A 26587-nucleotide genomic window follows, 5' to 3' on the forward strand; every position below is an offset into this window, starting at 1 on the left:
TAAGGATAACAAGGAATGACAGATTCAACCACTTTTACCCCCTATCAACCCGCCACCGATGAAGACTATATGTCGGATAAGCAATTGGCACATTTTCGCACGATTTTAAAAAACTGGCGTGATGAATTGGTTACCGAGGCAGAGCGTACCAAAACCTACATTCATGAAGAAACCAATGCCATGCCAGACATTAACGATCGTGCCACCCAAGAAGAAGAATTTGCACTGGCATTGCGTACCCGCGACCGTGAACGCAAATTAATCCGCAAAATTGAAAAATCTTTGGCAGATATCGAAACGGGCGATTATGGCTTTTGCGAAACTTGTGGCACAGAAATCGGTTTGCGTCGCCTAGAAGCTCGCCCAACCGCTACGCAGTGCATTGACTGCAAAACCCTCTCAGAAATCAAAGAAAAACAAACACACGGTCAATAATCCACCATGACGGCCTCGCCGATTGGGCGATTTGCACCATCGCCCACACACCATCTGCACTTAGGGTCGCTAACCACTGCCGTTGCCAGTTATTGCCACATAAAATCACTGGGCGGCAAATGGCTTGTGCGTATCGAAGATATTGATTTTGAACGCTGCAAAGACAGCTATGCCAGCAGTATCTTATACGACTTGGAGGCTCTGGGTCTGCACTGGGACGCAGAGGTGGTCTACCAGTCGGCACGCAGGGCGATATATGAAGATTTTTTGCACAATGAATTGGCAAATGTCAGCTATGCCTGCCACTGCTCACGCAAACAGCTTGATGCCTATCGCACCGCTCATGCCGTGCAACACGCCCTAAATTCTCCTGTTGTCTATCCTCGTTTGTGCCTGCATCGCCAACTGGACAAGGCTCACAAAGACAGCAAAATTCGCCTACAGCTGCCTAATGTCGCTACCGCTTTTGTTGATGGGCTACAAGGGGTTGTGTGGGACAATCCTGCCATCAGTCTGGGCGATGTTGTGCTAAAGCGACAAAACCAGATGATTAATTATATCCTTGCCTGCACCATTGATGACGGCTTACAAAACATCAGCCACATCATGCGTGGGCTGGATATCATGCCAATGACTGTTGCTCAGCTGCAACTGCTTGATATGTGCCAACTGCCAAAGCCGAGCTATTTTTATCATTTGCCCCTGCTTTATAATCCAGATGGTCAGAAACTTTCCAAACAAAACCTTGCCACGCCCATCGACACCAGCTGCCCCAACGAGTTATTATTACAAGCTCTGGCATTGCTCGGTCAAAAAATCAACCCCCAACTATACGATGCCAGCTGTCATGAGATTTTATCCTTTGCCATTAAACATTGGGATAATAAACCCTTGCAGCACAAAAACTCTCTGGGCATAGTACATACCTGATAAAAGAAAAACCCCTTGATATCATCAAAGGGTTTTTGGCAAAACAACCTGTGCCAATTATCCACAGTGTAGATTAAAAGGCAAGGTGAGCACCCACGCCAAGCATACTGGCATCGTCTGACAAGTAGTTATAGCTGGCTTCTACGCCAATGTTGCTATTCACCTTAAAGCCTGCACCAACACCGCCTGCCAAGCCTGTAGATTGGACATTGCTGGTGTAGCTTGAGCCATTGCGACCTTCGACATCAACCTCTGTTCTGGCGATGCCCAATTTGCCTTTGGCATAAAACGGTGTATTGACAAAATTATAGCGATAAGTGCCATAGATGCCCATGGTTTTTACTTCGCCTTGTCGTGATGAATTATTGACCTGAAAGTCTTTTGAGCTTGAGCGAACCAGTTCCGCCTCTGCCCCAAAGTTTTGGTCAAAATTATAACCTGCATACAAGCCATAAGCTGCCATCTTGCCCGAAATTTGATCGGCGTCAATCATGCCTGCTTTTACGCCAACATAGGGCTGTGCATCTGGTGATGAGCCATAGCTGATGGCGGCATTTGCACCAACGCTAAGCAATGAAGCGGCGGTAAGTGCCAATAGTGTTTTTACGGTTTTCATCGTTGTTCTCCTGTGTTGATTGGGTTTTTACCCCAAGTGATGGTCATTATAGTAACAAAATATTTCATACTCATGGTAGCAGTTTGATAGCGGTTATGTAAAGTTTTGCAAAATTTTGGGGGAATTTATCCAAATTATCAAGCAATTCTTAACCAAGTTGCCAAAATGTACCGCACCAAGCCCAATTCTTACAGCCAATACAGCAACCATTGCAATTGTGCTACAATAGTGCCAATACGCCTTGGAGCTTTTGAGATGACCACTTCCGCCAAACGCTTGATTATCTTTGACCTTGATGGCACGCTTATTGACAGTGCCATAGATTTGGCAACAGCAACAAACCGCATGCGACAACGCCTCAATCTGCCGCCGATTGCACCTGCCATCATCACAAGCTGGGTGGGCAATGGTTCTTATAAACTCACCGAGCGGGCATTGGCCGATACCAACTTTAATAACCAGCAAATCCATCATGCCCATGAGTTATTTTTGGCAGAATATGCACTGTGTCTAACCGAACAAACCACCTGCTATCAAGGCGTGCAAGAAGGTCTACAAACACTTGCCAATCTTGGCATCACGCTTGCTCTATGCACCAACAAACCAGCTCGCTACCTGCCGACAATTTTGGCAAAATTCGGCTGGCAACATACCTTTGCTGAGGTGCTTGGTGGTGATGATTTGCCCACCAAAAAACCAGACCCTGCCCCACTGCTGCACCTATGCCAGATGCTACAAATCCCTGTGGCACAAAGCATCATGGTTGGTGATTCAAAAAACGACATCATCGCAGGGCGTGCTGCTGGCATGATGACGCTGGCGTTTGATTATGGCTATAATCATGGCGAGCCAATACAGCTTAGCAAGCCCGATGCCATCTTTGGCAATTTTGCTGAACTTGTCGCCTATGTGGAAGATTTATTGACAAAGACAGTTTGATAGCCCTTGCCCTCTGGCGAACAGCAAGCCAAAGCTAAACTGGTTTATTTTTTAAGGCGATAACAAAGGTTCTTGTTACCCTTGCTACGACTTTTTGGTGATTGTCAGTGATATCAATGCAAAATACTCGCTGAATTTCCCTTTCTGTAGCAACCTGTTCAATAATCTCAAGCAACTGCTCAGTATCCAGCCTAACTCGTGCCGTGATATCGCCATAAATATCACCAAAAAATTCCACCTGCATGGACTTGTCCTGCACGGTATAATTTTTGCCCAAGCGGTGCGTCAATAGCACCCTTAGCAGCGGCTCGGTCAGCATCATGACACTGCCTGAGAACTGAATGCCGCCTGTGTATCGATTCAGCCGAGTCAGCGGCAAAGTAACAACGCACAAACCATTATCCAAATCCACCGTCTTAATGCGAATCCCTGCACCAACCAAGGGTGAGTAGGTATTTAGGCGATTTTTGATGACCAGTGGCAGCAGTTGTGAATGCGTTGTTTTTTTACCTTCTTTGATAAGTTTGTCAAATTTGGTTTTGGCATGACGAAACACAGCACTCTCCTACTTGAAAAATACCATTTTGCCACAGATATACGCTAAAATAAAGCCAAATTATCAGCAATCAGCCAACACGATGGCGAAATTGCCCAATAAACAACAATCCGCCATCAATTGACAAATATGCCACAAGATATGAAATCACCGCACCATGCCCACGACAAAAAAACCGAGCTAAAGCAACTTGTGCAAACCCTGCCCAACCTGCCCGGTGTCTATAAAATGCTTGATAAATCAGGTGGGATTTTGTATGTTGGCAAAGCAAAATCGCTAAAAAGCCGCGTTGGCAGTTATTTTGCCAAAACCATTGAGCACGCCAAAACACAGGCTTTGGTACAACGCATTGATAATATTGAAATTATCATCACTCGCAGCGAAACCGAAGCCCTGCTGTTAGAGCAAAATCTTATTAAAAATCACAAGCCGCCTTATAATATTATCTTAAGAGATGATAAATCCTATCTGTACATATACATTAGCACCGACAAATACCCTCGCCTAAGTTATGGTCGTGGCAAGGGCAATCATGTGCAGGGGCGTTTTTTTGGCCCATACCCATCAGCACACAGTGCCAAAGAAGCTCTGCTATTGATGCAGCGGTTGTTTATGCTAAGAAGTTGCAGCAACAGCTTTTTTGCTCAAGCGGTGCGTCCTTGTCTTGAATACCAAATCAAACGCTGCAAAGCCCCCTGTGTCAATCTTGTCAGCCAAGAGCAGTATCAGGACGATGTCGCTGCTGCCTTGTCATTTTTGCAAGGCAATGCCGCCGATATGCAGCAGTTATTGGTCGAAAAAATGGAAGCTGCCGCCAATGAGCTGAATTTTGAGCAGGCGGCATTTTATCGAGACCGCCTAAGCATGATTAGCAATCTGCAATCCAAACAAGCGGTATTTCGCCTGCAAGGTGAGGCGGATGTTTTTGCCATCGCAGCCCAAGCTGGCATGGCAGTGGTGCATATTTTGACTGTGCGTGGCGGACAGGTACTCGGTGGCAAAAATTATTTTGTTGATGATGTTAATCTTGATAATAAGACCATCAGCGAACGCTTGGCGGAATTTTTGTTGTCGTTTTATTTTCAGGTCAGTGATGATTTGCCAAGTGAAATCATCAGCTCGGTAGAGCTTGAGCATACCAAAACGCTGTCCGACTTGCTATATGAGCAGTTCGCCAAGCGTACCACCTTTAAGCACCGTGTCAGCACCCATCGTGATGACTGGCTAAATATTGCCAAACTAAACGCCGACAACGCCCTTGCTGCCAAATTAAAAGACAGCGAAGAGCTACAAGCTCGCTTTTTTGCCCTAGAGCAAATATTGACCCCTGTCAGCAATCGGGTGCTGCACCGCATTGAATGCTTTGACATCAGTCATACGATGGGCGAGGCTGCCATCGGCTCTTGTGTGGTGTTTGACCGTGGCGGGGTTCGCAAGCGAGATTATCGCCAGTATGCCATTCATGACATTACCGCAGGTGATGACTATGCTGCCATGCGACAAGTGCTGACACGCCGCTACAGCAAACAGCCATTGCCTGATTTGTTGCTGATTGATGGTGGCAAGGGACAATTGGGCATTGCCAAAGAGGTCTTGGCAGAGCTTGGCAAACTTGACGACACGCTGCTGGTCGGCGTTGCCAAAGGCGAAGGTCGCAAGGCAGGGCTTGAGGTCTTGCACTTTATTCATCATGAGCCGCTTGATTTGCCTGCTGATAACAAGGCACTGCATCTTATTATGCAGATTCGTGATGAGGCACATCGCTTCGCCATCACCGCCCATCGCAAAAAACGCGACAAAAAGCGTGCAGGCTCAGTGCTTGAGGTCATTCCCAATCTTGGGCCAAAACGCCGCAGGGATTTGCTGAATCATTTTGGCGGCATTACGCAGCTCATCGGTGCCTCGCAAGAAGAAATCGCCCATGTCAAAGGCATTGGCAAAACCTTGGCAGCCACCATCTACAAAGCCTTGCACACCTAGTCATGCCATCATGCCAATCATAGACAATTATCCACAAGATAAGTTGGCAAAAATTCCTAAGGTGCCGTTTGGCTTGGCAAGCAGTTATTAATTACTAAGTTTGCCACCACCAAAACAAAACCCCTTACAATTGGGGGGGGGTTTTGGTTAGCAGATTAATAATCAATCGGTGGCGTATATGACCCATTTTTAATATCATCTTTAATCCGATCCGCTTCTGCCAACACTTGAGCAAGCAAGGCTTGGACATTTTCAAGCGTGGCAATTGGGCTTAAAGTCGTCATTTTTAAAGATTGTACATTTTGGCGACTGTCAATCACACGCGTAACGCCAATATTTGCCTCACCACGAGCAAATAACTCATCGGCGACATTTTGGTTTAGGCTGTCTATCAAGTCAGAAGGATAGCCTTGCGGCACGACACGAAACAGCACAGAGGCAAATTGTGGTTCAACAAGCAATTCCAAGCCGTCCGTTGCCTTGATATAATCCGCCACTTGACGAGTGAGCCTTACGCCATGATCAATCATTGAACCGTATAATTCTTCGCCTAGGGCTTCTATCGTCATCCACAGCTTCAACGCATCAAAACGGCGGGTGGTTTGTAGCGATTTGGATACAAGATTTGGCACGCCATGCTCTTCATCATAAGCAGAGTTTAAATATTCTGCCTCATAATGCATAAAGCGATAATTTTGCTCGTCTTTTAGCAAAAACGCACCGCATGAAATGCTTTGGAAAAAGTGCTTATGAAAATCCAGCGTTACCGAATCAGACAGCTCAATGCCATCAAGCATATCACGATAATCATTGGATAATAATAATGCTCCGCCCCACGCCGCATCAATGTGCATCCATGCACCAAATTTTTGGGTCAATTCACGCACTTTTTTTAGGTCATCAATCGCCCCTGCATCCGTTGTCCCTGCGGTTGCCACGACACAAGCGACAATCTTGCCTTCATCTTTTAATGCCTGCATTGTGTTGGCAAGGGCGATAGTATCTATTTGGGCATTGTCATTGACAGGTACAGTAACCACTGATTGAAACCCCATGCCCATCATCGCCATGTTTTTTTGTACCGAAAAATGAGCATTTTCTGAGCAGATGACTTTTACCTTTTGCATGGCATCAGGCGGAATGCCGTCTTTTTGCACCGACCATTCTACACCATCTGCATTTTGCCAGTTTTTGGCAATGCACCAATCACGAGCCAGCAGCACGCCCATCAAATTTGACTGCGTGCCGCCAGAAGTAAACACGCCTGCCGTACCAGCACCATAGCCGACCTTTTGGCGTAACCAATCAATCAGCTGCACCTCCATCAAAGAGCCAGCTGGCGACTGATCCCATGAATCCATGGATTGATTGGTTGCGTTAATCAGTACTTCGGCAATTTGTGAGGTTACCATCGTTGGGCAATGCAAATGAGCAAGCGAATGCGGATGATGGACTTTTAGGCTTTTGTTCAAAAACAGTTCCACAAGGCGATCAAGCGACTTTTGTACGCCCAAACCGTCTTTTTGTGGACAAAAGCTGATTTGTGAGCGAAGCTGCTTAATGCTGCCACCTGTGTACATTTTGTCATCTTGCAGCCATGCCGATACTGCTTGCACGGCTTGGTTCATCGCTTGTTCATAGTCGGCAATGGACTTCTTGTCATTGCAAAGTAGGGCTTGACGGTGCTGGGCAAGTGTCGTCATTGATTTTTCCTAAAAATAAAAATTGCCCCATTGTAGCATATTTTGCCAGATGGCTCATTATTTTTGGATTAATTCATCGACCTTTTGCACCACTTTATGATCGATACCATCAACAAATTCAAAATACTTTTTGGCACAGGTGATTTTAAATTGCTCTTTTTGCCGTAATTCGTCCAAAACCACACTATCTTGAACATTATTGCCTGTATTTTTGGTTTCAGCAATAAAATAAACCTGCTCACTATTTTTATTGATAACAACCGCCCAATCTGGATTATAATTACCAATCGGGGTTGGGATTTTAAATTTTTTGGGCAATTTAAAATAAAACGCCACTTGCTCATCGTAATTTTCACAATCGGTGGCAAATTGATGTTCGGTTTTTGAATCCAAATCCAATACACCATTATAAATGGTTTTTTGTGTTTTATTCACATCAAAAGTATATTCATTGGTATAAATTTGATAAGTTTCAAATAAACCTTGTTCATACATATCATTAAGCCGCTCGTATTGAATACCATTTATCATCAATGATTGCAACTGGCGATTAATGATGCCTGCTACAATTTCAAGAAAGCGTTGCGGATTATTCTTAATATCATTAATTCTTCCAGATTGTTTTAAAATCTTTACCAAAGTTTGGCGAGTTAATCCCGTTTTATTTTGTAGAAATTTTAAAATATCAGGTATGGCAATTTCTTTATCTAGATATTGATAATCTGAATAAATTTCTTCTGCCTGTATGCCTATTTCACTATCTTGAATCAATCGTGCTTTTTTAATTTCAATTTTTGGCTTAATAATCTCTGGCATTTGATTTAATGCTTGACTTGCCGATTTAATCAATTCATCGCTATCAAATTTCACACGATAGCTGGTTTTTTGGCGTATTTTTTGCCAAATTTCCACAAATAAAGGATCGGTAAATGCGTCATAACGATAAGTTACCGTACGCTCATTTTTGGCATTTTTAAGGTGTGATTTTTCAAATTTAATGCCGCAATCATCAATATATTCTTTTTGCAAACAATTTGCAAATTGCTCATAACTTTGATTGGGAATAATGGTCAAAATATTAACTTTTTCATCATAAATCCGTTCGCCATTTTGATTAACAGGCAAACGAAGCCCACGCCCAATTTCTTGGCGTTTTTTAATCGTAGATGTGGTTTCATTTAAGGTACAAATTTGAAAAACATTGGGATTATCCCAGCCTTCTTTTAATGCCGAATGACTAAAAATAAAACGAACTTCATTATCAAAAGATAATAACCGCTCTTTATCTTTCATAATCAATTCATAAGCATCATTATCAGCAACTCTTCCACCATCAGTATTTTTATTATTCCCTTTACCATCTTGGCTAAAATAGCCCTTATGTACGCCACTTGCTGATTGTTTGGTTTCTAATTCATACAATTCTTCAAACCACTCATAAAATTTCCCCAATTCACCCTGTGCATTGGTGCGATAATTTTCCACTTTATCAATAAAAAAGAGCGACAATACTTTAATACCCAATGGATTTAATTGTTTTTCACGCTGTAGATGAGTTTTAATCGTAGCGTGAATTTGCTGTTTTGCAATGTCATCTTTTAGATAATCCAAATTCACGCCGGCGGTAATTTCTATGCCATTAGAAAATCTAACCGTTTGATTTTCTAAATCAATACCTGCAACCATAAATCCTTGATAATTGGGATTTTGTTTTGATTTATCATATAAATCATCGCCCATTTTTACTGTAACAGGCTTTCTTTTTAATTCCTTTGCTTCATTAATATCAAGTATTATTTTAGCTTTTAATCCGCTTTTATTCACCACTTCTCTTAGCTCAATAAAGGCATGATTGTTATCTTGTGATATTACCGAATTAACGACAATTTGTTTTACCAAATTCTTTTCAAAGGCTTGTACAGGATTTAGGCTATATACTTTATTGATAATTTCTCTATGCGTTGCCGAATACCCAACCGTGAATAATGGATTTAAATTATCAATAGCATTTTTGCGTTTATCACTGCTGATATTTTGCGGTTCATCGATAATGATGATTGGATTGGTGGCTTGGATTAAATCCATTAACACACCATTTTCTCGCTCTTGATTGATAATATTGCTTTCTTTTTCAAACGATTGAATATTTATCACCAAAATTTCAATATGAGTACTTGTCGCAAAATGTTTTAATACATTGGTTTTTTTCCCACTGTATTCATAATAATGATAAATAGGTGAATTAAATTTCTCTTTAAAATAGTCTTTTGTGCTGTTTAAGGTTTGCAATACGCCCTCACGAATGGCAACACTTGGCACAACGATGATAAATTTTCTCCAGCCATGGCGTTGATAAAGCTCAAAAATGGTATTTAAATATACAAAAGTTTTACCCGTGCCTGTTTCCATTTCTACACTAAAATATAAATTATCCAATTTATCGGACAAAGAAAGCTGATTTTGTGTTTGGATATTTTTTAAATTATCATAAATATCATCTTTGGATGATGATAATTCATTGGCAATCACACGCACATTGTCTTTATCTGATAAGCTAAACTCATCTTGATGGTGCGTGATTTCACCTTGAAATAAATCCACGATACTAAAAATCGCCTGTTGTTGATAGTCCAAATGCTCATATTGGATTTGCATCATTTACCCCCTATCATTAAATACTTTCAAAATTCAGATTGGCATCTTTAAATTGTAAAATCACATTGGATTTTTCGCTGTCGTTTAAAAATGCTTTGTCCAATACAACGGTTTTGGCGGGTTTTTTGGCGATAATGGTATTAAAACCATCTTGAGATAGTGAATTTAGTACAATGGCATACGATTTATTTTCACAAGTTAGCCAATAAACGCCATCTTTAAATTCAATAGTTGCTGTTAATTTCAATCCCATTTTTAATAGCAATTCATAGACAATGTCTATTTCTTTGGCATTGTCTTTTAGGGGATTGATGTACATTTCCAACTGCTCGGCAATAGCATTATCATCGTCAATTTGCCACGCTTTAAAATTACTGCCCGTTAATTTAAATACCTTAAATCCTGTATCAAGGGTTTTATTAGGATTTTCGGCTTTGATTTTTGCCCCTGCACGGCGAATGCGTTCTTTACTAATATCGCTAATCGCTTTAAAACCTGCTTTATAGGCTTCACTTTTTTCATCAGTAAGTTCTGGTAATTGCACCATGATAAATTGACGGTTGCCATTATCTTCCGCATTTAATTGCATTACAGCGTGGGCGGTGGTTGCTGAACCTGCGAAGAAGTCTAGGATTAGGTCGTTTTTATCCCCCATCATTTCAATCAATCTCTTAATTAAAAAAATAGGTTTTTTGCCATTTTCAAATGAAATTTCTCCTTCTTTTGATAAATTATTCATTTGAGAAGTTAAGTCCCAAAAAGTTCCCTGCATTTCTTTTTTATACAATTTACCATCAATATCTTCCGATACATCGGATAACCAAGAAAAAAGCCTAAACTTTTCCCCCTTATAAAACTGCTCATAAACAACGCCTTTATTTCTACCACTTTTTGGTATATATTCAATGGAAAACAAATCTGTATCAAAAACCATACCATTTAATGCTTCCATAACTCGTGGTCTAATGGAGCTTTGTGGCATTGCTGTTTGAAATATATTTCTTGCATATTTTTTATATACTTCTACTTCACTAATGTTTTCTAGTTTTGCCAATTCAGTTACTGACAATATTTTATATCCACTTCTTAAAAATATTTTTATTTCATCACCAGCACCGTCTGTCGTTGATTTAATATATTTCTTTTCACCATAATTAACAATAACGCTAGTGTATTTCCAACTTTTATTTTCTAGTTTATACATTTGAACCAAATTACCAATCTCAATCAGTTCAAAAACTGGATTAAAAGGTGTAAGTTCCTGATAATTCTTTGTATATATCAACAAATGTTCAATATTCTTTTTTAGCTTCTTATCTTCACCACCACCAGATGCTCCAGCAACATTTTTCATTTTCAAAGAAATATTACTAATAAAATTTTCTTCTCCAAAAATCTCATCACACAACAACTTTAATTGAGCCTGTTCATTATCATCAATACTGATAAATATCACACCGTCATCAGAAAGCAGCGTATGAGCCAAATGTAAACGGGGCAACATCATATTAAGCCAATTGCTGTGATAATGTCCGTTGTCTTTACTGTTCTTTTTAAAGGATTTTAATAATTGTCCGTTAATGTCTCTATCGCCAATGGCAATTTCATAATCTTTTTGGGTTTGGCTAAAATCATCGTGATAAATAAAATCATTGCCCGTATTATAAGGTGGGTCAATGTAGATCATTTTGATTTTGCCTGCATAGGATTTTTGCAATATTTTTAGGGCTTCTAAATTATCGCTTTCAATAAAAATGTTTTGCGTGGTGTCAAAATCCACACTCTCATCAGGACAAGGGGTTAATGTGTTGTGAGTGGGGCGTTGTAGGGCTTGATAGGCGACCGATTTACCCGCCCAATTTAAGCCGTAGCGTTCGTTGCTTGCGATGTGTTCACCCAGTAAGGTTTTTAGCTTGTCTAGGTCTAGGGCGTGTTCAGAGAATATTTCGGGCAGGATTTGACGAAGTTTGGCTAATTTTTCACCAAAAAAGTCGCTATTATGAGCGGTTTTTAAGCTGTTGGTTGGTTGGTTGGTTGGTTGGTTGGTTGGTTGGTTGGTTGGTTGGTTGGTTGGTTGGTTGGTTGGTTGGTTCATTTTGCGATTTCCGTAAGAATATGTCAAGTAAAATTTCTTATTTTAACAAATTTTTTATCATAGTAAATATATTAAAAAACAAAGACGCACCAATTGGTACGCCTTTATTTGAAATAACCAAAAATTTACTACGCACGCACTGCTTGCAATGCCTCGCTGACAGCCTTAGTAAAGCGTGCGATGACCTCTTGGCACTCGTCCGTAGTAATGGTAATTGGGCAAAGCAGACGCACCACCGTGCCGCCACGACCACCACGCTCAAGCAGCAGTTTGTTATCAAAGCACGCTTTTTGGATAGCTGCCGCCAAAACACCATCGGCAGGATATGACCCCATATGATCGGCAGGCTGACGCTCATCAACAATCTCAATGCCTGTCATCAAGCCACGACCACGCACATGACCGATACAGCCGTATGTTTCGGACAGGCGGTTTAGTTCACTGCGTAAAAACTCGCCTTGAATGCGCGAGTTCTCCGCCAGATTATTCTTGGTGATTTCTTCTAGGACATTGTAACCTGCCGCCATCGCCAGCTGATTGCCACGGAATGTGCCAGTATGCCCTGCTGGCGACCATGCGTCAAACTTTTTATTAATGGCAAGCACGCACAATGGCAAACCACCGCCCACCGCCTTGGACATAACGACAACATCAGGGATAATTTCGGCATGTTCAAAGGCAAACATCTTGCCAGAGCGAGCAAAGCCTGCCTGCACTTCGTCTAGGATAAGCACAATGTCGTGCTTGGCGGTAACTTCACGCACTTTTTGGAGCCATTTTTTTGGAGCAGGGACAACACCGCCTTCGCCTTGAATGGCTTCTAAGATAACCGCAGCAGGTCTAACCACGCCACTTTCAACATCTTCGATAAAGTTTTCAAAATAATAAGTCAGGGCATCAACGCCAGCTTCACCGCCCAGACCCAAGGGGCAGCGATACTCGTGCGGATAAGGCATGAACTGCACGCCTGCCATCAGATTGCCGACTTTTTCTTTGGCGGACAGATTGCCCGTCATGGCAAGCGAACCATGCGTCATACCATGATAGCCACCACTAAAGGCGATGACATTATCACGCCCTGTATAAGTTTTGGCAAGTTTTATCGCAGCTTCGGTACCATCGGCACCTGTCGGGCCACAAAATTGCAAAACAAAATTTTCTGGAAAAAATGACAACAGTTTTTCGGTAAACGCATCTTTAATAGGCGTGGTAATATCCAAAGTATGCAATGGCAAACCGCTGTCTAGCACAGCCTTGATTGCACTGGTGGTGGCTGGGTGATTATGACCAAGTGCCAAAGTACCTGCACCTGCCAAGCAGTCAAGATACTCATTGCCCTCGACATCAGTTACCCAGCAGCCTTGTGCTTGGGCGATTGCTAAGGGTAGTTTGCGAGGATAGCTGCGGACATTTGACTCCATCTTGTCTTGGCGGGTCAAATAGTAGTCATTGGTTGCATTTGCAGCAGCAGTTACAGGGGTGTGAACGCTCATATCGGATTACCATCTCAGATAAGGGTTGAAAAAAAGCACAACTGCCAAAATCGGCACGGTCATTGTGCTGGACAAAAAAACCTATACTTAAGTATAGGTTTTAAGATTTATTAGATAATATAAATTATCCAAATAAAAATGGCAGACAAACTCAGTGGCACACCACGGCAAGGAGTTTGATATTGGGTTATCTGCTTTTTATAAAGCAGCAAACTTACTATCTTTGTCTATTTTTGGCTATCTTAAAACCTTTTTTGAAATCCATCTGACACTTGTCAATATAGCACAACGCCATTGCAAAATCATGACGGATTAAATTTACTTAAATTTGTTCAGTTTTTGCTGACTTGGCAAGAGCAAATCGCAAGGGCTATGATACACGCTTTTTGAAAAAAGTAAAGGCGTTTTTGCCAATCTAAAGCAACGCATTCAATGACAACACTACAAAACACAAGTCAAACTTAACCAAGCCCAATGCTTATCTGCATAGATTCAGACAACTCCCATGTTCTTAATTTTCTGCAAATGTCAAATTTTTAGCACTGTCAATCATCGCCGCCTTGTCTGCAATGCGTAAAAAGACTTGATTGATAAAATTAACAACCAGCCCAACAGGCTTAACAATCAAGATAATTCGCCATCTGTGCCGATGTTTGGTACAATAATATATTTTACATAGCCAAGCAAAGACAAACATCGTGAATACCAAACAAACCGCCCTACGCAACACCAAAATCCCCACCACTGACCCACAGGCAGGGCTGAAGCTGACCGAGATTTTTTATTCTCTGCAAGGTGAGGCGTTAAGCTCAGGATTGCCGACTATTTTTATTCGACTGACAGGCTGTCCGTTACGCTGTGTTTATTGTGATACGACTTATTCATTTACAGGCGGTGAGCGTTGGACGCTTGAAGGGATTGCTGATTATATCGCCAAATATCCCTGCCAGCGTGTCTGCATTACTGGTGGTGAGCCACTGGCTCAGCCCAATGCCATCGCTCTGATGCAGCTACTGCTTGACAAAGGGTATGAGATTTCTCTTGAGACCGCAGGGGCATTATCGGTTGCCGAAGTGCCTGCCGCCGTCTCCAAAGTCATGGATCTAAAAACCCCATCATCGGGCGAAATGGACAAAAATCTTTGGGAAAACCTACACCATCTGGGTCGCCATGACCAAATTAAAATCGTCATTGCCGATCGCAAGGATTATCAATGGGCAAAGCAAATCATCGCCACACACCGCCTGCATGAGTTGGTTGGCACAGTTTGGCTATCGCCCATGTTTAATATTCATGAAAATCATGGCAATGCACCAACGCTTGCTACCGATTTGGCAGAGTGGATTTTGGCTGATGGGTTGCCTGTGCGATTTGGCTTGCAGCTGCACAAAATCATCTGGGCAGATGCCAAGGGAAAATAATCCACCAGCTGGCACGGAGAGAATATGCCGATAACTTTTGACACCAATCTGTTGATTTATCTGCTGGATATGATCGGCATCATTGCCTGTGCCATCGCTGGTACGACACTTGCCATGTACAAGCGGTTTGATTTGTTTGGCTGTATTTTGGTATCAATGGTCGGAGCCATCGGCGGTGGCACGATTCGTGATGTCATGCTTGATCGCCATCCGCTGTTTTGGATGATTGATTTGAATTATGTTTTTGTCATCACCACAACTTCCATCTTGTGCCAAATGTTCTTTCATCGCCATCGTGATATTGTCGGTATCTTAAAGTTGTTTGATGCCATTGGCTTGGCGGCGTTTAGCGTCATTGGGTTGACAGTTGCGTTATCTGTGGGAGCAAGTCCGTTGGTGGCGGTGATGATGGCAGTGCTGACAAGCATCGCAGGTGGCATTATGCGTGATATGATTTGTAACGAAATCCCCCTAGTGCTACAAAAAGAAATTTACATCAGTGCCAGCATCATTGGCTCTTGTCTATATCTAGGGCTTGGTAGCTTTGGTGTTGATGATTGGATAAAACAAAGCGTGGCATTGACCAGCATTTTTGTCATTCGTATGCTGGCGGTGCGATTTGATTGGCATTTGCCCTCCATTGAGCTTAGAAAATCAACCAACAAATAGCCACACGCCGCGGTCAAATTTTGTAATTTCAGCAGCCCAACTTCGACAGTTTAAGCCATATCCCAATGAACAATCAACAAGCATTTTGGCAGATTAAGCAGTTATCAATCCAAGTTTGTGGCAAATTGGTGCAGCCACTTTTGGCAAACAGCCCATCAGCCAAAACCCATCTGCCGCCCTGTCTTGGATTGTATGGGTAGTTTGCAAAAACCAAATGCTTGATTTGCCGATACAGACCGCCAAAATAGGGCAAATGACGCTAATTTTGACCGCTTGCAACAAATCCAAAGCTAATAGACACCCTGCTGCAAGGCTGCAATCTGCACCACTGCCAAATCTTTAATCACCAGCTGTAGACTTTGACCGCCTTGCCACTGATTAATATCCAGCGTGTATAAGATATGTACAGAGCTTGCCCGATAGTCCCAATTTTTTGGCTGATAATTAAACCAAATCGCATCAATCGGGTACTGCACGCCTGCCAATTTTAGGGTGAGTTTTAGGTGCTTATCCTTGAGTATCCGATGGTTCATCACCACAAATTTACCATCAAACACAGGGGGCAAAAAACCATTGCCCCAGACGCTGATGTTTTTTAGCGTATCGGCAAATTGTAGGCTAAATTCATTAGGCTCAAGCTCACCATCGGTAAATTTTTGCTCACAAAATATCGCCTCATCAAAAGTCGCCATCTGCTCCAAAAAGGCTTTGGCAAAAGGTTCAAAATTTACCTTTTTAATCGTCAAACCTGCCGCCATCGCATGACCGCCAAAATGCTCGATGAGCGTTGGATTGGCAATCGCCACCGCTTCAATCACATCTCGGATATGCACACCAGCGATTGAACGAGCAGAACCCTTAATCAAATCGTCATCAGCGGTCGCCTGTGTATCAGCAGGTGCAAAGACAATGCTGGGGCGATAGAGTTTTTCTTTTAGCCTGCCTGCAACGATGCCTATCACCCCTTGATGCCAATTGTCCTGATACAGTACCGTTGCCCGTGTTTGCTTGCTGTCCAATTGCAGCGTGTCAATGATTGCAACCGCTTCATCTTTCATGCTTATCTCAACGGTGCGGCGGGCTTGGTTTAATCTGTTTAGCTCCATTGCCAAGCGATGAGCCTCGCCCCAGTCATCTGCCAATAAGCACTCAACACCGATACGCATATTGTCCATACGCCCAGCGGCATTAATGCGTGGTGCAATGGCAAAACCAAAATCCTCACTGCCCATCGTCTGGTGCGAACGCCCTGCCTGCTCAAGTATCGCCAAAATCCCAAGCACACATTTGCCCTCACGAATGCGTGCCAAGCCATGCGTTACCAAAATGCGGTTGTTGCGATCAAACACGCCCAAATCCGCCACCGTTCCCAATGCCACCAAGTCCAAATATCGTGCCACATTATCAGTCAACTTACCTTGATTGCGGCGATGCTTGGCAAGCCTACCCATCACATAAAACGCCACGCCCACGCCCACAAGCGACTTGCTGGCAAATGAACAGCCCAGCTGATTGGGATTAACCACGGCATCGGCAGGCGGTGAGGGCTTGGTGGTCAAATGATGGTCAGTAATCACCACCTGTACACCGAGCTGATGAGCCCGTGCAACGCCCTCGTGGCTTGAGATGCCATTATCCACCGTGATGATAAGTTTTGGTTGATACAGTTGTACGCCATAATCAACAATTTCTGGCGTCAAGCCATAGCCGAATTTAAAACGGTCAGGCACCAAAAAATCAACCACAGCACCCATCTGCCTAAGCACACGCATCATCAATGCCGTGCTGGTCGCCCCATCACAATCAAAATCACCGATGATTAAAATATTATCGCCACGATCAATCGCTGCATCAATCAGCGACACCGCATCATCAATACCCAATAAATCCGCCGCAGGCAACAAGGCAGATACACCAACGGTCAAATCAGCCACATCAGCCACCTTGCGTGCCTGTAGCACACGAGCCAGCGAACGATAACCCACCGCCTGGGCCAGTGATTCTGCCAGCGTCTCGGTCAGTCTAGGGCTTAGTGTCAAACGCGTCATCAGCTTGCCCTTGTTAGCGATTTTGGTAGGCTGAAGGTAACATTTTCATCAATGCCTGACAGCTCAACAGGAGCCTCCGCCCCCCATGACTGCAAAGTTTCTAAGACTTGCTCAATTAAAATCTCAGGTGCCGAAGCACCCGCCGTTACCCCAACAAATGCCACATCATCAAACCACGCCCTATCCATCTGCTCGGCATTGTCAATCAAATAAGCACGCCGCCCCATGCGTTCGGCAAGCTCACGCAAACGGTTTGAGTTGCTAGAATTCGGACTACCGACCACCAGCACCACCTCGCACTGCTTGGCAAGTAGCTTGACAGCATCTTGGCGATTTTGGGTGGCATAACAAATATCATCTTTGCGTGGTGCATTGATTTGGGGGAATTTGTCCTTTAGTGCATCAATGATATTTGCCGTATCGTCCATTGATAGCGTCGTCTGGGTAACAAAGGCAAGCTGTTTATCTTTGGCAAAATCAAGCCGAGCCACATCGTCTACATCTTCAACCAAATGAATCCTCCCGCCAAAAGATTCATCAAATCGCCCCATCGTTCCTTCAACCTCAGGGTGTCCTGCATGACCGATTAAAATTGCATCCATGCCTTCTTTGGCAAATTTACCCACCTCAATATGCACCTTGGTAACCAGCGGACAGGTGGCATCAAATACTGTCAAATCTCGCCGTGCCGCCTCATCTTCGACCGCACGAGATACCCCATGTGCCGAAAAAATCACAATCGCCCCATCAGGCACTTCGTCCAATTCTTCAACAAAAACCGCACCACGGCGTGCCAAATCCTCCACCACAAACTTATTATGCACCACTTCATGACGCACATAAATCGGTGGGCTAAAACGACGCAACGCCTCATTAACAATGGCGATGGCACGATCCACCCCAGCACAAAAACCTCGTGGATTGGCAAGCAAAATTTGCATAATTATCATCTCTTAACAATATCCTGCCAATTTTACCAAAAATTTCACAAAAAATCCGCCCCACTTACCAAAATCCACCCTAAGTTTGATACCCAATCAAGCCATCACGCCTGCAATTTGCCATATTCATCAAGGCTTTGGCGATGGCAGGTGATACAAACTTATGCTAAAATAACCAAACCTATCAATAAGCAAATGAATCATTTGCCACCAAACCACATCAAAAAAGGCATATTATGGCAACATTAGGCAAACTTTTTATCATCACCGCCGCATCAGGCACAGGCAAAACCAGCCTAGTCAAAGAGCTACTCGCCAGCACTGACAATCTAACGGTCAGCATCTCTCACACCACACGAAATCCCAGAGCAGGCGAGATTGATGGCGTGCATTATCATTTTGTCAGCACCGATGAATTTTGCAATCTGATAGAGCAGGCGGCATTTTTGGAATATGCACAAGTTTTTGACAATTATTATGGCACCTCAAAACAAGCGGTGCAGACACTGCTTGAGCAAGGTCGCGATGTTATCTTGGAGATTGATTGGCAAGGAGCGTTACAAATCAAAGATAAGTTTGCCGAAGCGGTGATGATTTTTATCCTGCCCCCAAGCCGCGAGGCATTGCGTACACGGCTATCAGGTCGTGGACAAGACAGCCCAGAAGTCATCGAAAAGCGACTGGCAGGCTCACTGACCGAGATGAAGCAATATGACAAGTTTGACTATCTGGTCATCAATGATGAATTTGAGCTGGCACTGTCAGACCTACAAACCATCATCAAAGCCACTCGATTACGCACAGCCACCCAGCAAGGCAGGCAGGCACAGCTGTTGGCAAATTTGCTTGGCGATGCCAATCCACAATAAATTGTCCAAAGTCGCAAAAATCGCTTAAAAATCGCCAAAAATCTTGTTATAATAAGCAATTTAAGTTTGATTTATAAAATTAAGAGAGCAATCATGGCACGAGTAACCATCGAAGACTGTTTATCAAATGTTGATAATCGTTTTGAGTTGATTTTGGTGGCAAGCAAGCGAGCTCGCCAATTGGCAAATGGCAAAGCTGAGCCTACCGTTTCTGTGGATAACGACAAGCCAACAGTGCTGGCACTGCGTGAAATCGCGGCTGGCAATGTTGGTCGTGCGATTTTGGACGAGCCTGATGATGATATTTTCCTAAAATCCATGCAGTCGTTTGAAATCACCCCTGAACAGCTGGGCAATACACTGTAATAACGATTCTACCTAACAAAACAAGTCATATTGCATGGCTTGTTTTTTTATATTAATCCGACACTGTTAATCATAACTACACAATCAGACCACACTGCTGGCACTTGCAATCACCACCTTATCACCCCACACGACCCAATGCTCTTTGGTCTTGGTCGGCGAGCGTTTCGTCATTTGATGGCGGCATTTTGACAAAATTATGAAAAATGTATAAAAATCACACGCCGATGTATTGACAAGCACCCTGCAAAGTGATTTATTATATCTACTATGTCAAAGTCAAAATAATATAAAACTTTGTTTATTTGGCATAAAAAGCGGGTGCAGACTATTTTGGCTGCATAAATCAACTCACAACCCAAAGAGCCATCTATGTTAGACAGCTATCAACCACACGACATTCCCAACCATCTTAGCCACCCGCTTGTTGATGAGGCTCGTGATAGTCTGTTGCGTGCTGTCGCCTATCTACAAGATAACGAACGCCAAGATGTGTTGCGTGCTTGCCATTTTGGTGATGTGGCTCATATCAAGGACAAACGCAAGTCGGGCGAGCCTTATATCACCCACCCCATCGCCGTGGCGGAGATTTTGGCAGGATTTCGCTTGGATAGAGACACCATCATCGCTGCCATCTTGCACGACACGGTCGAAGACACCGAAGTAACCGCCGAGCTGCTTAGTCAAGAATTTGGCGAAACAGTGGCAAAACTGGTTGATGGCGTTACCAAGCTAAAATCCTCTGGCATGAGCAAGCAGCAGAGCCAAGCGGCGACTTTTCATAAGATTCTGACCGCCACATTGACCGATCCACGCGTGCTGATTGTCAAGCTGTCCGACCGCCTGCACAATATGTCCACCCTTGATGCTGTCAGCGAAGACAAACAAAAACGCACCGCCAAAGAGACGCTGGATTTTTATGTACCATTTGCTCGCCTGATGGGGCTAAATCACATTGCTGATTATATTGAACTGCTGTGCTATCGCAACCTAAACCCACAAATGTACAACAAGTTTACCGACAAGTTGTTGCAGCATGGCTTGGGCAGAAATTTCCAAAAAATTGAAATCAGCACCTATCTACAAAATCTCTTAAGCCATCTTAACCTTGATGGTCATGTGCAAGTGCTGGATAATCGTGCCTCCATGTATCGGCAATTTTTTAGAAATCGTGGCGAGATAAACCAGCTCATTCGCCAATATGATTTTGAAGTTGTGCTAAAAGACATCGAGGCTTGCGACAAGCTGGCAAGCCATCTTATCCAAAAATACCAAATCATCGACCGTCATATCCAAGACAATATTCGCAAGCCGCTGGCAGGTGGCAATCAGTCCCTGACTTTGTTTTATGATCGTGATTATAATCACATCAAAATCACCCTGATGACACAGCGTATGCAAGAGGCAGCAAGACTTGGGATTATTAGCGGTGAGCATACAGGCGTAAGCCAGTCGGTAATTCAGGCAAGTTTACGCAATATGCAGGCATTGGCGGACGCAGGTCAAAGCAGCATTGACCATGATGCACAAGTCGCCATCATTGAGGAACTTATCAGCTATCTGCACGAACGCAAAATCGTCTGCTACAGCCCCAAAGGCCGTGCGTATGAACTTCCCCGTGGCTCAACCGCCCTAGATTTTGCTTATGCAGTTGGCCCTGCCATTGGTAATATTGCCACAGGTGCCGACATTAACAATCAGCACGGCAAACTTGGCTTGGTGCTGGCTGATGGTGATACTGTCAGCATCGATACCGACAAAAACGCCACGCCGCGTGCCGAATGGCTGGGCTTTGTGGCAACCAACAAAGCACGCAACGAAATCTTAAAATTCCTAAAATGCCTGCCCGATGATCAAAAAATCCTCTACGGCAAGCAAGCACTTGATCGTGCCTTACAAACCTATGGCAAAAGCATTAATGACTTGCAAGATGCCGATTGGGCAGACATTCTAAAATGGCGTGGTATCAGCACAACCGATGAACTATTCATGCAGCTATCCACAGGCATTTTGCTGCCACAACTGGTCGTCTCTCGTCTATTTAGCGAAGAAGTCGATTATGCTGATGGCCATGAAATCACCCAAAGCAAGCACCTACTCGCTGGCATTAAAGGCGTTGAAGTTGATTTTGCTCGCTGTTGCAACCCAATCTATGGCGACAGTATCGTTGGGCATCTATCGCGGCAAGGGCTGGTGGTGCATCGCCACAAATGCTACTCGCTACAAGCGGTGCGTGCTGACACACCTTATCAAATCATTCAGCTAAACTGGAAAAATGATGCCGTTTCGGAAATTGAACCAAACACCTTGCGTTTTCCTGCCATGTTGCGTATCTATGCCATGCTCAACGAAGAACAAATCAGTCAGCTCATCTATGAAATGCGTGCCTTGAACATTGGTGTCGAGCATACACAGGTCAAGGCCGACAAATCAGATGGCGGTGATGGCAAGGTCGGCACAACGACACTGCATATCGTGGTGCGGTCTCGTTCGCATTTGGCAGAAGGTATCGAAAAATTGCGTGCCATGTTTGGCTATCCAAACATCATGCGACTATACCAATAAACAGCCAATATACCAAAAACACTTGAATCACCAATGATAATTTTTTATCATAATAAAAATCCAAATCGGGGCAGATAATTATGTGCTGTAAAATTGAGCTAAACAACCGACAAGATGCCGCACATTTTCTCGGCAAAACCACTCCCAAGCCCTTGGCACAAACTGCCGAAAATCTCGCCCCTGCCGATATTGTCTATACGGGCGAGGCGGTAAGTTTGTTTGACAAACTACTGATGCGACTTCATCGCACACCAAAAAACACCCCTTAGCTTACCGCCTTGGTGCATTGGTGGCTTTGATTACATCCGCCAAATCATGACAAAGCCAAGCAGTACAAGCGGCTGTTTTGGATAATATTTCAACCAAAAAAAGGAAATCATCATGAGCAAACAAATCATTCATACCGACAACGCCCCTGCTGCTGTTGGCACTTATTCACAAGCCGTCAAAGTTGGCAACACTGTCTATATTTCAGGGCAATTGGGTCTTGATCCTGTCAGCATGGAGCTAAAAGACGGCTTTAAGGCTCAAGCCATACAGGCGATGGACAACCTACAAGCAATCGCCGCTGCCGCTGGTGGCAGCCTTGATGATGTGGTGAAATTCAATGTCTCTTTGACTGATTTGGCGGATTTTGCCACCTTAAATGAAATTTTCAATGAGCAACTGACCGCTCCTTACCCTGCTCGTGCTGCTGTACAGGTTGCCGCTCTGCCAAAAGGTGGCGTGGTCGAGATTGAAGCAATTTTGCATTTGGCATAACCAGTCAGCCATCAAAAAAACAACCAGCCTTTGGGCAGCAAATCGCCAAACCAAAGGCTTTTTTGCTATTTGTTTGTGCCACTTTTTGTTATAATACCCAGCAAAAACTTGCCACAGATGCATTTTTCTTGACTTGATAAATCACCAAGTACATAGCACAAACGCATCTTAGCCATCAACGATAAGGAACTATTTATGAAAGCCACACCGCAGTCTGCCATCATACCCGATCATTGCCGTGCAGGGATTTTTATGGAGGCGGATTTTATCACCACAGACACTCACGCCATCGCTCACGCCTGCCAGCAAGCATTGGTGGCACTTGGTCAGTTGCAGGATAAATTCGCCGACAGTTCACTTGGGCTGACCATTGGCTTTGGTGCGACTGCATGGCAATCATTCGGTCATGGCGATGAAGGCAGTCAAATCAAACCATTTCGCCCATTGGGCAACGGTCTTGCACCTGCCACTCAGCATGATTTGTTGTTTCATATCCAATCATTACGCCATGATATTAACTTCAGCCTTGCCAAATCTTTGGCAGAAATTTTTGCCAATATAGCAGACATTAAAACCGAGACGCATGGTTTTCGCTGGGTAGAAAATCGCGGGCTAGAAGGGTTTGTTGATGGCACCGAAAACCCCCAAGGTGATGACATACCAAGTGTTGCTGCCATCGGTGATGGTGCGGACGCTGGCGGCAGCTATGTACTACTACAAAAATATCGCCATGATTTGCACAAATGGGACAAGCTGCCCGTTTGCGACCAAGAGGATTGTGTTGGACGCTCCAAGGCTGACAATGTTGAATTTGACAAAGCCAAACGCCTTGCCGATTCGCACTTGGGACGCACCAACCTAAAAGAAAACGGCAAAACGCTTGAAATCGTCCGCCGCAGCCTGCCCTATGGCACGGTAACAGGTGAACATGGCTTGATGTTTATTGCTTATGCAGCTCGCCTATGGAACATTGAGGCACAGCTTTTGAGCATGTTTGGCGAAACCGATGGCAAGATTGACTTGTTATTAAAGCATGTCAGCACTGCCGTTTCTGGTGCTTATTATTATGCACCATCGGTTGAAAGATTGCAAAATCTGGCAAACACTCCCTCAGCATAAGCAGTCGCCATTTGGGTACACAGATTAGCAATGAGCAAATCCACGAGCAGCACACCAATGCACGATAGCCTGATTCAGGTTGCACTGAATGTGCCTGTGGGAGGTTTGTTTGACTATCTGTGTCCTGCCGAGCTGCCCTTGCCACCACTTGGCGTGCGGGTGCAAGTGCCATTTGGCACACGGCAGTTGATTGGCATTGTCGCCAACCACAATCCTCAAGCGATGAGCCAAGTGCCAAAAAACAAGCTCAAAGCCATCACAAAAATCCTCGATGACACGCCGATTATTGATGCGTCTTTGCAAAGGTTGGCAACATGGCTGGCTGACTACTATCATCACCGCTTGGGCGATGTTTATGCTGTTATGCTGCCCAGCCTTATCAATCAAGGCAAGCCCATCACCACGCATCTGCCCTATTATCATGCCACAACCAATGATTTGACGCAATTATCAAAAACCGCCAAAAAACAACGGCAAATTTTTACGCACATCATCAATCACCCTGATGGCGTGAGTGAGCCTGAACTGTACGCCATCGGTGCTACACGCAAAATTTTGCTTAGCCTAATAGAAAAAGGACTTATCAGCCAAAGCAAGCAATCGCCAAGCAACAAGCCCATCATTACCGCTCGGCTAAAATCTTTAGAGCTTAGCACCAATGCCGAACAAGCCGCCGCCTTGCGTGCCATTCATACAGCGATTGACAAAGGTGCATATCAAGGCTTTTTGCTGGACGGTGTTACAGGCTCAGGCAAGACAGAAGTTTATCTACAAGCCATGCACCGTGTGCTAACAGCAGGCAAACAAGCCCTGATACTCGTGCCCGAAATTGGACTGACATCCCAGACCCAAGCTCGGTTCGGCTCACGCTTTGATGCCAACATTTGCGTGCTACACTCTGGCATGAATGACACTCAGCGACTGCAAGGCTGGCAAGCGTGTCGCACAGGCACCGCCCAGATTATCATCGGTACACGCTCAAGCATACTCTATCCCTTTGCCAATCTGGGGCTGATTATTATTGATGAAGCCCATGACAATTCTTACAAACAGCAAGATCATTTGCGTTATCACGCCTGCGATGTGGCAATGGTGCGTGCTTTATTTGCCCAGATTCCCATAATTCTTGGCACTGCCACACCAAGCCTTGAGCAGCTAAAGCTGGTGCATGACCATAAATTACACCATCTGACACTCACCAAGCGGGCAGGCAATGCCACCACTGCTGCCATGCATCTGGTAGATATGCGACAGGGAGAGTTTTTTGCCCCAAGTGCCGATGGTCAGCCCCGCCCCACAAGTCTTGCCCCTGCTACGGTACAAAAAATGCACGCTTGCTTGTCCAGAGGTGAGCAAGTGCTGGTATTTTTGAATCGGCGTGGCTATGCACCGATTTTGCTTTGTCAATCTTGCGGCTATCAGGCAGATTGTCCGCATTGCGATGCCCATCTGACCGTTCATAAGAATTCATCACAAGCCCATGCATCGCTGCACTGTCATCATTGCGGTTATCGCATTCTTGCACCAGAGCATTGCCCCGAGTGCAACAGTCGCAATTTGACCAATATTGGTACTGGCACAACACGACTTGCCGAAGAGTTGCACGCCCTGTTTGCCAACCCCCAAACAACTCGCACCCCCTATCCGATTATCCAAATTGACCGTGATACCATGCGTAAAAAAGACGCATGGGAAAATGCCATGCAGCAAATCCACACACAAGGTGCATCAATTTTGGTCGGAACGCAGATGATTGCCAAAGGGCATCATTTTGAAAATGTAACTTTGGTGTTGATTGTCAATGCTGATTTGGGATTTTTGTCGCCAGATTTTCGCTCGCCTGAACACACCGCCCAACGCATCATACAGGTGGCTGGGCGAGCTGGGCGAGCCAGCAAGGCAGGCGAGGTGCTGATTCAGACCCTAAGACCTGACAACCCTTTACTTACCACACTTATCAAGCAAGGCTATCATGCGTTGGCGTATCAGCTGCTTGACGATCGCCGTAGGCTAAACCTACCTCCTTATAGCCACGCCGCACTGGTTCGTGCCGACAGCCATCGCTATCAACACGCCAAAACCGCCATCATTGCCGCCAAAAACGCACTGCCCACACAGCATTCTTTTATTGTCAATGCACCGATTGATGCTCCAATGACCAAAAAAAACAACCGTTATGTGGTGCAATTATTAATCTTGGCAAAAAACCGCCGCCTGCTGCACGAGCTGCTAAACCACTGGTGGCCAGCCGTACTACAACTGCCCAGCAGCAAGGCGGTGCGACTGACCATCGACATTGACCCTGTGGGCTGGTAGCCAAATCATCAAACCTACAATACCGCCCCAAAACTTACCAGCCATCATCTGCCTTATTGCTAGAGTGAAACAAAAATCCAAAATCCGCAGTGCTGTTTTGTTATTTTTG

Annotated in this window: 22 protein-coding genes; 14 read left to right on the top strand and 8 right to left on the bottom strand. The window is 44.3% G+C overall.

Annotated elements, in window-relative coordinates; translation table 11 throughout:
- Nucleotides 1-15 precede the first annotated feature (15 nt).
- Both dksA and gluQRS read left to right on the top strand, forming a co-directional pair.
- Complete coding sequence (gene dksA, locus EL162_RS00290; protein ID WP_076555469.1) at nt 16-435, top strand: RNA polymerase-binding protein DksA; 420 nt, start codon at nt 16-18, stop codon at nt 433-435.
- Nucleotides 436-441: 6 nt separating this feature from the next.
- Nucleotides 442-1365 (top strand): tRNA glutamyl-Q(34) synthetase GluQRS, encoded by a 924-nt coding sequence (gene gluQRS / locus EL162_RS00295; protein WP_126329310.1) that lies wholly within the window; start codon nt 442-444, stop codon nt 1363-1365.
- 73 nt (nt 1366-1438) lie between these two features.
- On the opposite strand, the gene EL162_RS00300 is transcribed toward gluQRS, so the two are convergent.
- Nucleotides 1439-1981 (bottom strand): outer membrane protein, encoded by a 543-nt coding sequence (locus tag EL162_RS00300; protein WP_076555471.1) that lies wholly within the window; start codon nt 1979-1981, stop codon nt 1439-1441.
- Nucleotides 1982-2236: 255 nt separating this feature from the next.
- Between EL162_RS00300 and EL162_RS00305 the strand changes: the two genes are divergently transcribed.
- Nucleotides 2237-2920, top strand: coding sequence for a phosphoglycolate phosphatase (locus EL162_RS00305; RefSeq protein WP_126329312.1), 684 nt, complete (start codon nt 2237-2239; stop codon nt 2918-2920).
- A 34-nt stretch (nt 2921-2954) separates the two neighbouring features.
- Here EL162_RS00305 and EL162_RS00310 read toward each other — a convergent pair whose 3' ends face one another.
- A complete protein-coding gene (locus EL162_RS00310; RefSeq protein ID WP_126329314.1) occupies nt 2955-3476 on the bottom strand; it encodes a DUF4442 domain-containing protein in 522 nt (173 codons plus the stop codon).
- A gap of 141 nt (nt 3477-3617) precedes the next feature.
- On the opposite strand from EL162_RS00310, the gene uvrC reads away from it, so the two are divergent.
- Complete coding sequence (gene uvrC / locus EL162_RS00315; RefSeq protein ID WP_126329316.1) at nt 3618-5456, top strand: excinuclease ABC subunit UvrC; 1839 nt, start codon at nt 3618-3620, stop codon at nt 5454-5456.
- 155 nt (nt 5457-5611) lie between these two features.
- Here uvrC and EL162_RS00320 read toward each other — a convergent pair whose 3' ends face one another.
- From EL162_RS00320 to EL162_RS00335, 4 genes are all read right to left on the bottom strand, one after another.
- A complete protein-coding gene (locus EL162_RS00320; RefSeq protein ID WP_126329318.1) occupies nt 5612-7159 on the bottom strand; it encodes a pyridoxal phosphate-dependent decarboxylase family protein in 1548 nt (515 codons plus the stop codon).
- A 57-nt stretch (nt 7160-7216) separates the two neighbouring features.
- Nucleotides 7217-9817, bottom strand: a complete 2601-nt coding sequence (locus EL162_RS00325; RefSeq protein ID WP_259772328.1) for a restriction endonuclease — start codon at nt 9815-9817, stop codon at nt 7217-7219.
- Nucleotides 9818-9830: 13 nt separating this feature from the next.
- Nucleotides 9831-11594 (bottom strand): site-specific DNA-methyltransferase, encoded by a 1764-nt coding sequence (locus EL162_RS00330; protein WP_311195370.1) that lies wholly within the window; start codon nt 11592-11594, stop codon nt 9831-9833.
- Between the two features lie 443 nt (nt 11595-12037).
- Nucleotides 12038-13402: a diaminobutyrate--2-oxoglutarate transaminase gene (locus tag EL162_RS00335; protein WP_126329322.1), complete on the bottom strand. Its 1365-nt coding sequence runs from the start codon at nt 13400-13402 to the stop codon at nt 12038-12040.
- 698 nt (nt 13403-14100) lie between these two features.
- On the opposite strand from EL162_RS00335, the gene queE reads away from it, so the two are divergent.
- The 3 genes from queE to EL162_RS10230 all read left to right on the top strand — a co-directional run bounded on the left by queE (nt 14101) and on the right by EL162_RS10230 (nt 15692).
- A complete protein-coding gene (gene queE, locus EL162_RS00340) occupies nt 14101-14823 on the top strand; it encodes a 7-carboxy-7-deazaguanine synthase QueE (RefSeq protein WP_076555481.1) in 723 nt (240 codons plus the stop codon).
- Between the two features lie 24 nt (nt 14824-14847).
- Nucleotides 14848-15492: a trimeric intracellular cation channel family protein gene (locus tag EL162_RS00345; RefSeq protein ID WP_126329324.1), complete on the top strand. Its 645-nt coding sequence runs from the start codon at nt 14848-14850 to the stop codon at nt 15490-15492.
- Between the two features lie 65 nt (nt 15493-15557).
- Entirely contained in the window at nt 15558-15692 is a 135-nt protein-coding gene (locus EL162_RS10230; RefSeq protein WP_259772329.1) for a hypothetical protein, read from the top strand.
- Nucleotides 15693-15782: 90 nt separating this feature from the next.
- Here EL162_RS10230 and recJ read toward each other — a convergent pair whose 3' ends face one another.
- Both recJ and ispH read right to left on the bottom strand, forming a co-directional pair.
- Nucleotides 15783-17540: a single-stranded-DNA-specific exonuclease RecJ gene (recJ, locus tag EL162_RS00350; protein WP_126329326.1), complete on the bottom strand. Its 1758-nt coding sequence runs from the start codon at nt 17538-17540 to the stop codon at nt 15783-15785.
- A complete protein-coding gene (gene ispH, locus EL162_RS00355) occupies nt 17540-18481 on the bottom strand; it encodes a 4-hydroxy-3-methylbut-2-enyl diphosphate reductase (RefSeq protein WP_126331620.1) in 942 nt (313 codons plus the stop codon). Before ispH ends, recJ begins: the two co-directional genes overlap by 1 nt.
- A 236-nt stretch (nt 18482-18717) precedes the next feature.
- Between ispH and gmk the strand changes: the two genes are divergently transcribed.
- The 7 genes from gmk to EL162_RS00390 all read left to right on the top strand — a co-directional run bounded on the left by gmk (nt 18718) and on the right by EL162_RS00390 (nt 26478).
- Nucleotides 18718-19350 (top strand): guanylate kinase, encoded by a 633-nt coding sequence (gene gmk / locus EL162_RS00360; RefSeq protein ID WP_126329328.1) that lies wholly within the window; start codon nt 18718-18720, stop codon nt 19348-19350.
- Between the two features lie 93 nt (nt 19351-19443).
- Entirely contained in the window at nt 19444-19716 is a 273-nt protein-coding gene (gene rpoZ / locus EL162_RS00365; protein ID WP_076555488.1) for a DNA-directed RNA polymerase subunit omega, read from the top strand.
- A 372-nt stretch (nt 19717-20088) separates the two neighbouring features.
- Nucleotides 20089-22281: a RelA/SpoT family protein gene (locus EL162_RS00370; protein ID WP_126329330.1), complete on the top strand. Its 2193-nt coding sequence runs from the start codon at nt 20089-20091 to the stop codon at nt 22279-22281.
- A gap of 80 nt (nt 22282-22361) precedes the next feature.
- A complete protein-coding gene (locus EL162_RS00375; protein WP_076555490.1) occupies nt 22362-22550 on the top strand; it encodes a hypothetical protein in 189 nt (62 codons plus the stop codon).
- Nucleotides 22551-22662: 112 nt separating this feature from the next.
- On the top strand, nt 22663-23043 hold the full coding sequence (locus tag EL162_RS00380) for a RidA family protein (protein ID WP_126329333.1): 381 nt from the start codon (nt 22663-22665) through the stop codon (nt 23041-23043).
- Nucleotides 23044-23238: 195 nt separating this feature from the next.
- Nucleotides 23239-24162, top strand: a complete 924-nt coding sequence (locus EL162_RS00385) for a Dyp-type peroxidase (RefSeq protein WP_076555492.1) — start codon at nt 23239-23241, stop codon at nt 24160-24162.
- A gap of 30 nt (nt 24163-24192) precedes the next feature.
- A complete protein-coding gene (locus EL162_RS00390; protein ID WP_227543410.1) occupies nt 24193-26478 on the top strand; it encodes a primosomal protein N' in 2286 nt (761 codons plus the stop codon).
- The last annotated feature ends 109 nt before the right edge of the window (nt 26479-26587 follow it).

The sequence above is a fragment of the Moraxella cuniculi genome (assembly GCF_900637105.1).
GTDB classification, from domain to species: domain Bacteria; phylum Pseudomonadota; class Gammaproteobacteria; order Pseudomonadales; family Moraxellaceae; genus Moraxella; species Moraxella cuniculi.

Coding starts and splice junctions, on each gene's coding strand:
- EL162_RS10230 (WP_259772329.1), top strand. CDS start 15,558: ATGAACAATCAACAAGCATTTTGGCAGATTAAGCAGTTATCAATCCAA.
- EL162_RS00320 (WP_126329318.1), bottom strand. CDS start 7,159: ATGACGACACTTGCCCAGCACCGTCAAGCCCTACTTTGCAATGACAAG.
- EL162_RS00305 (WP_126329312.1), top strand. CDS start 2,237: ATGACCACTTCCGCCAAACGCTTGATTATCTTTGACCTTGATGGCACG.
- EL162_RS00300 (WP_076555471.1), bottom strand. CDS start 1,981: ATGAAAACCGTAAAAACACTATTGGCACTTACCGCCGCTTCATTGCTT.
- EL162_RS00345 (WP_126329324.1), top strand. CDS start 14,848: ATGCCGATAACTTTTGACACCAATCTGTTGATTTATCTGCTGGATATG.
- EL162_RS00385 (WP_076555492.1), top strand. CDS start 23,239: ATGAAAGCCACACCGCAGTCTGCCATCATACCCGATCATTGCCGTGCA.
- EL162_RS00390 (WP_227543410.1), top strand. CDS start 24,193: ATGAGCAAATCCACGAGCAGCACACCAATGCACGATAGCCTGATTCAG.
- EL162_RS00325 (WP_259772328.1), bottom strand. CDS start 9,817: ATGATGCAAATCCAATATGAGCATTTGGACTATCAACAACAGGCGATT.
- gluQRS (WP_126329310.1), top strand. CDS start 442: ATGACGGCCTCGCCGATTGGGCGATTTGCACCATCGCCCACACACCAT.
- uvrC (WP_126329316.1), top strand. CDS start 3,618: ATGAAATCACCGCACCATGCCCACGACAAAAAAACCGAGCTAAAGCAA.
- EL162_RS00335 (WP_126329322.1), bottom strand. CDS start 13,402: ATGAGCGTTCACACCCCTGTAACTGCTGCTGCAAATGCAACCAATGAC.
- gmk (WP_126329328.1), top strand. CDS start 18,718: ATGGCAACATTAGGCAAACTTTTTATCATCACCGCCGCATCAGGCACA.
- EL162_RS00380 (WP_126329333.1), top strand. CDS start 22,663: ATGAGCAAACAAATCATTCATACCGACAACGCCCCTGCTGCTGTTGGC.
- dksA (WP_076555469.1), top strand. CDS start 16: ATGACAGATTCAACCACTTTTACCCCCTATCAACCCGCCACCGATGAA.
- EL162_RS00375 (WP_076555490.1), top strand. CDS start 22,362: ATGTGCTGTAAAATTGAGCTAAACAACCGACAAGATGCCGCACATTTT.
- rpoZ (WP_076555488.1), top strand. CDS start 19,444: ATGGCACGAGTAACCATCGAAGACTGTTTATCAAATGTTGATAATCGT.
- EL162_RS00370 (WP_126329330.1), top strand. CDS start 20,089: ATGTTAGACAGCTATCAACCACACGACATTCCCAACCATCTTAGCCAC.
- ispH (WP_126331620.1), bottom strand. CDS start 18,481: ATGCAAATTTTGCTTGCCAATCCACGAGGTTTTTGTGCTGGGGTGGAT.
- recJ (WP_126329326.1), bottom strand. CDS start 17,540: ATGACGCGTTTGACACTAAGCCCTAGACTGACCGAGACGCTGGCAGAA.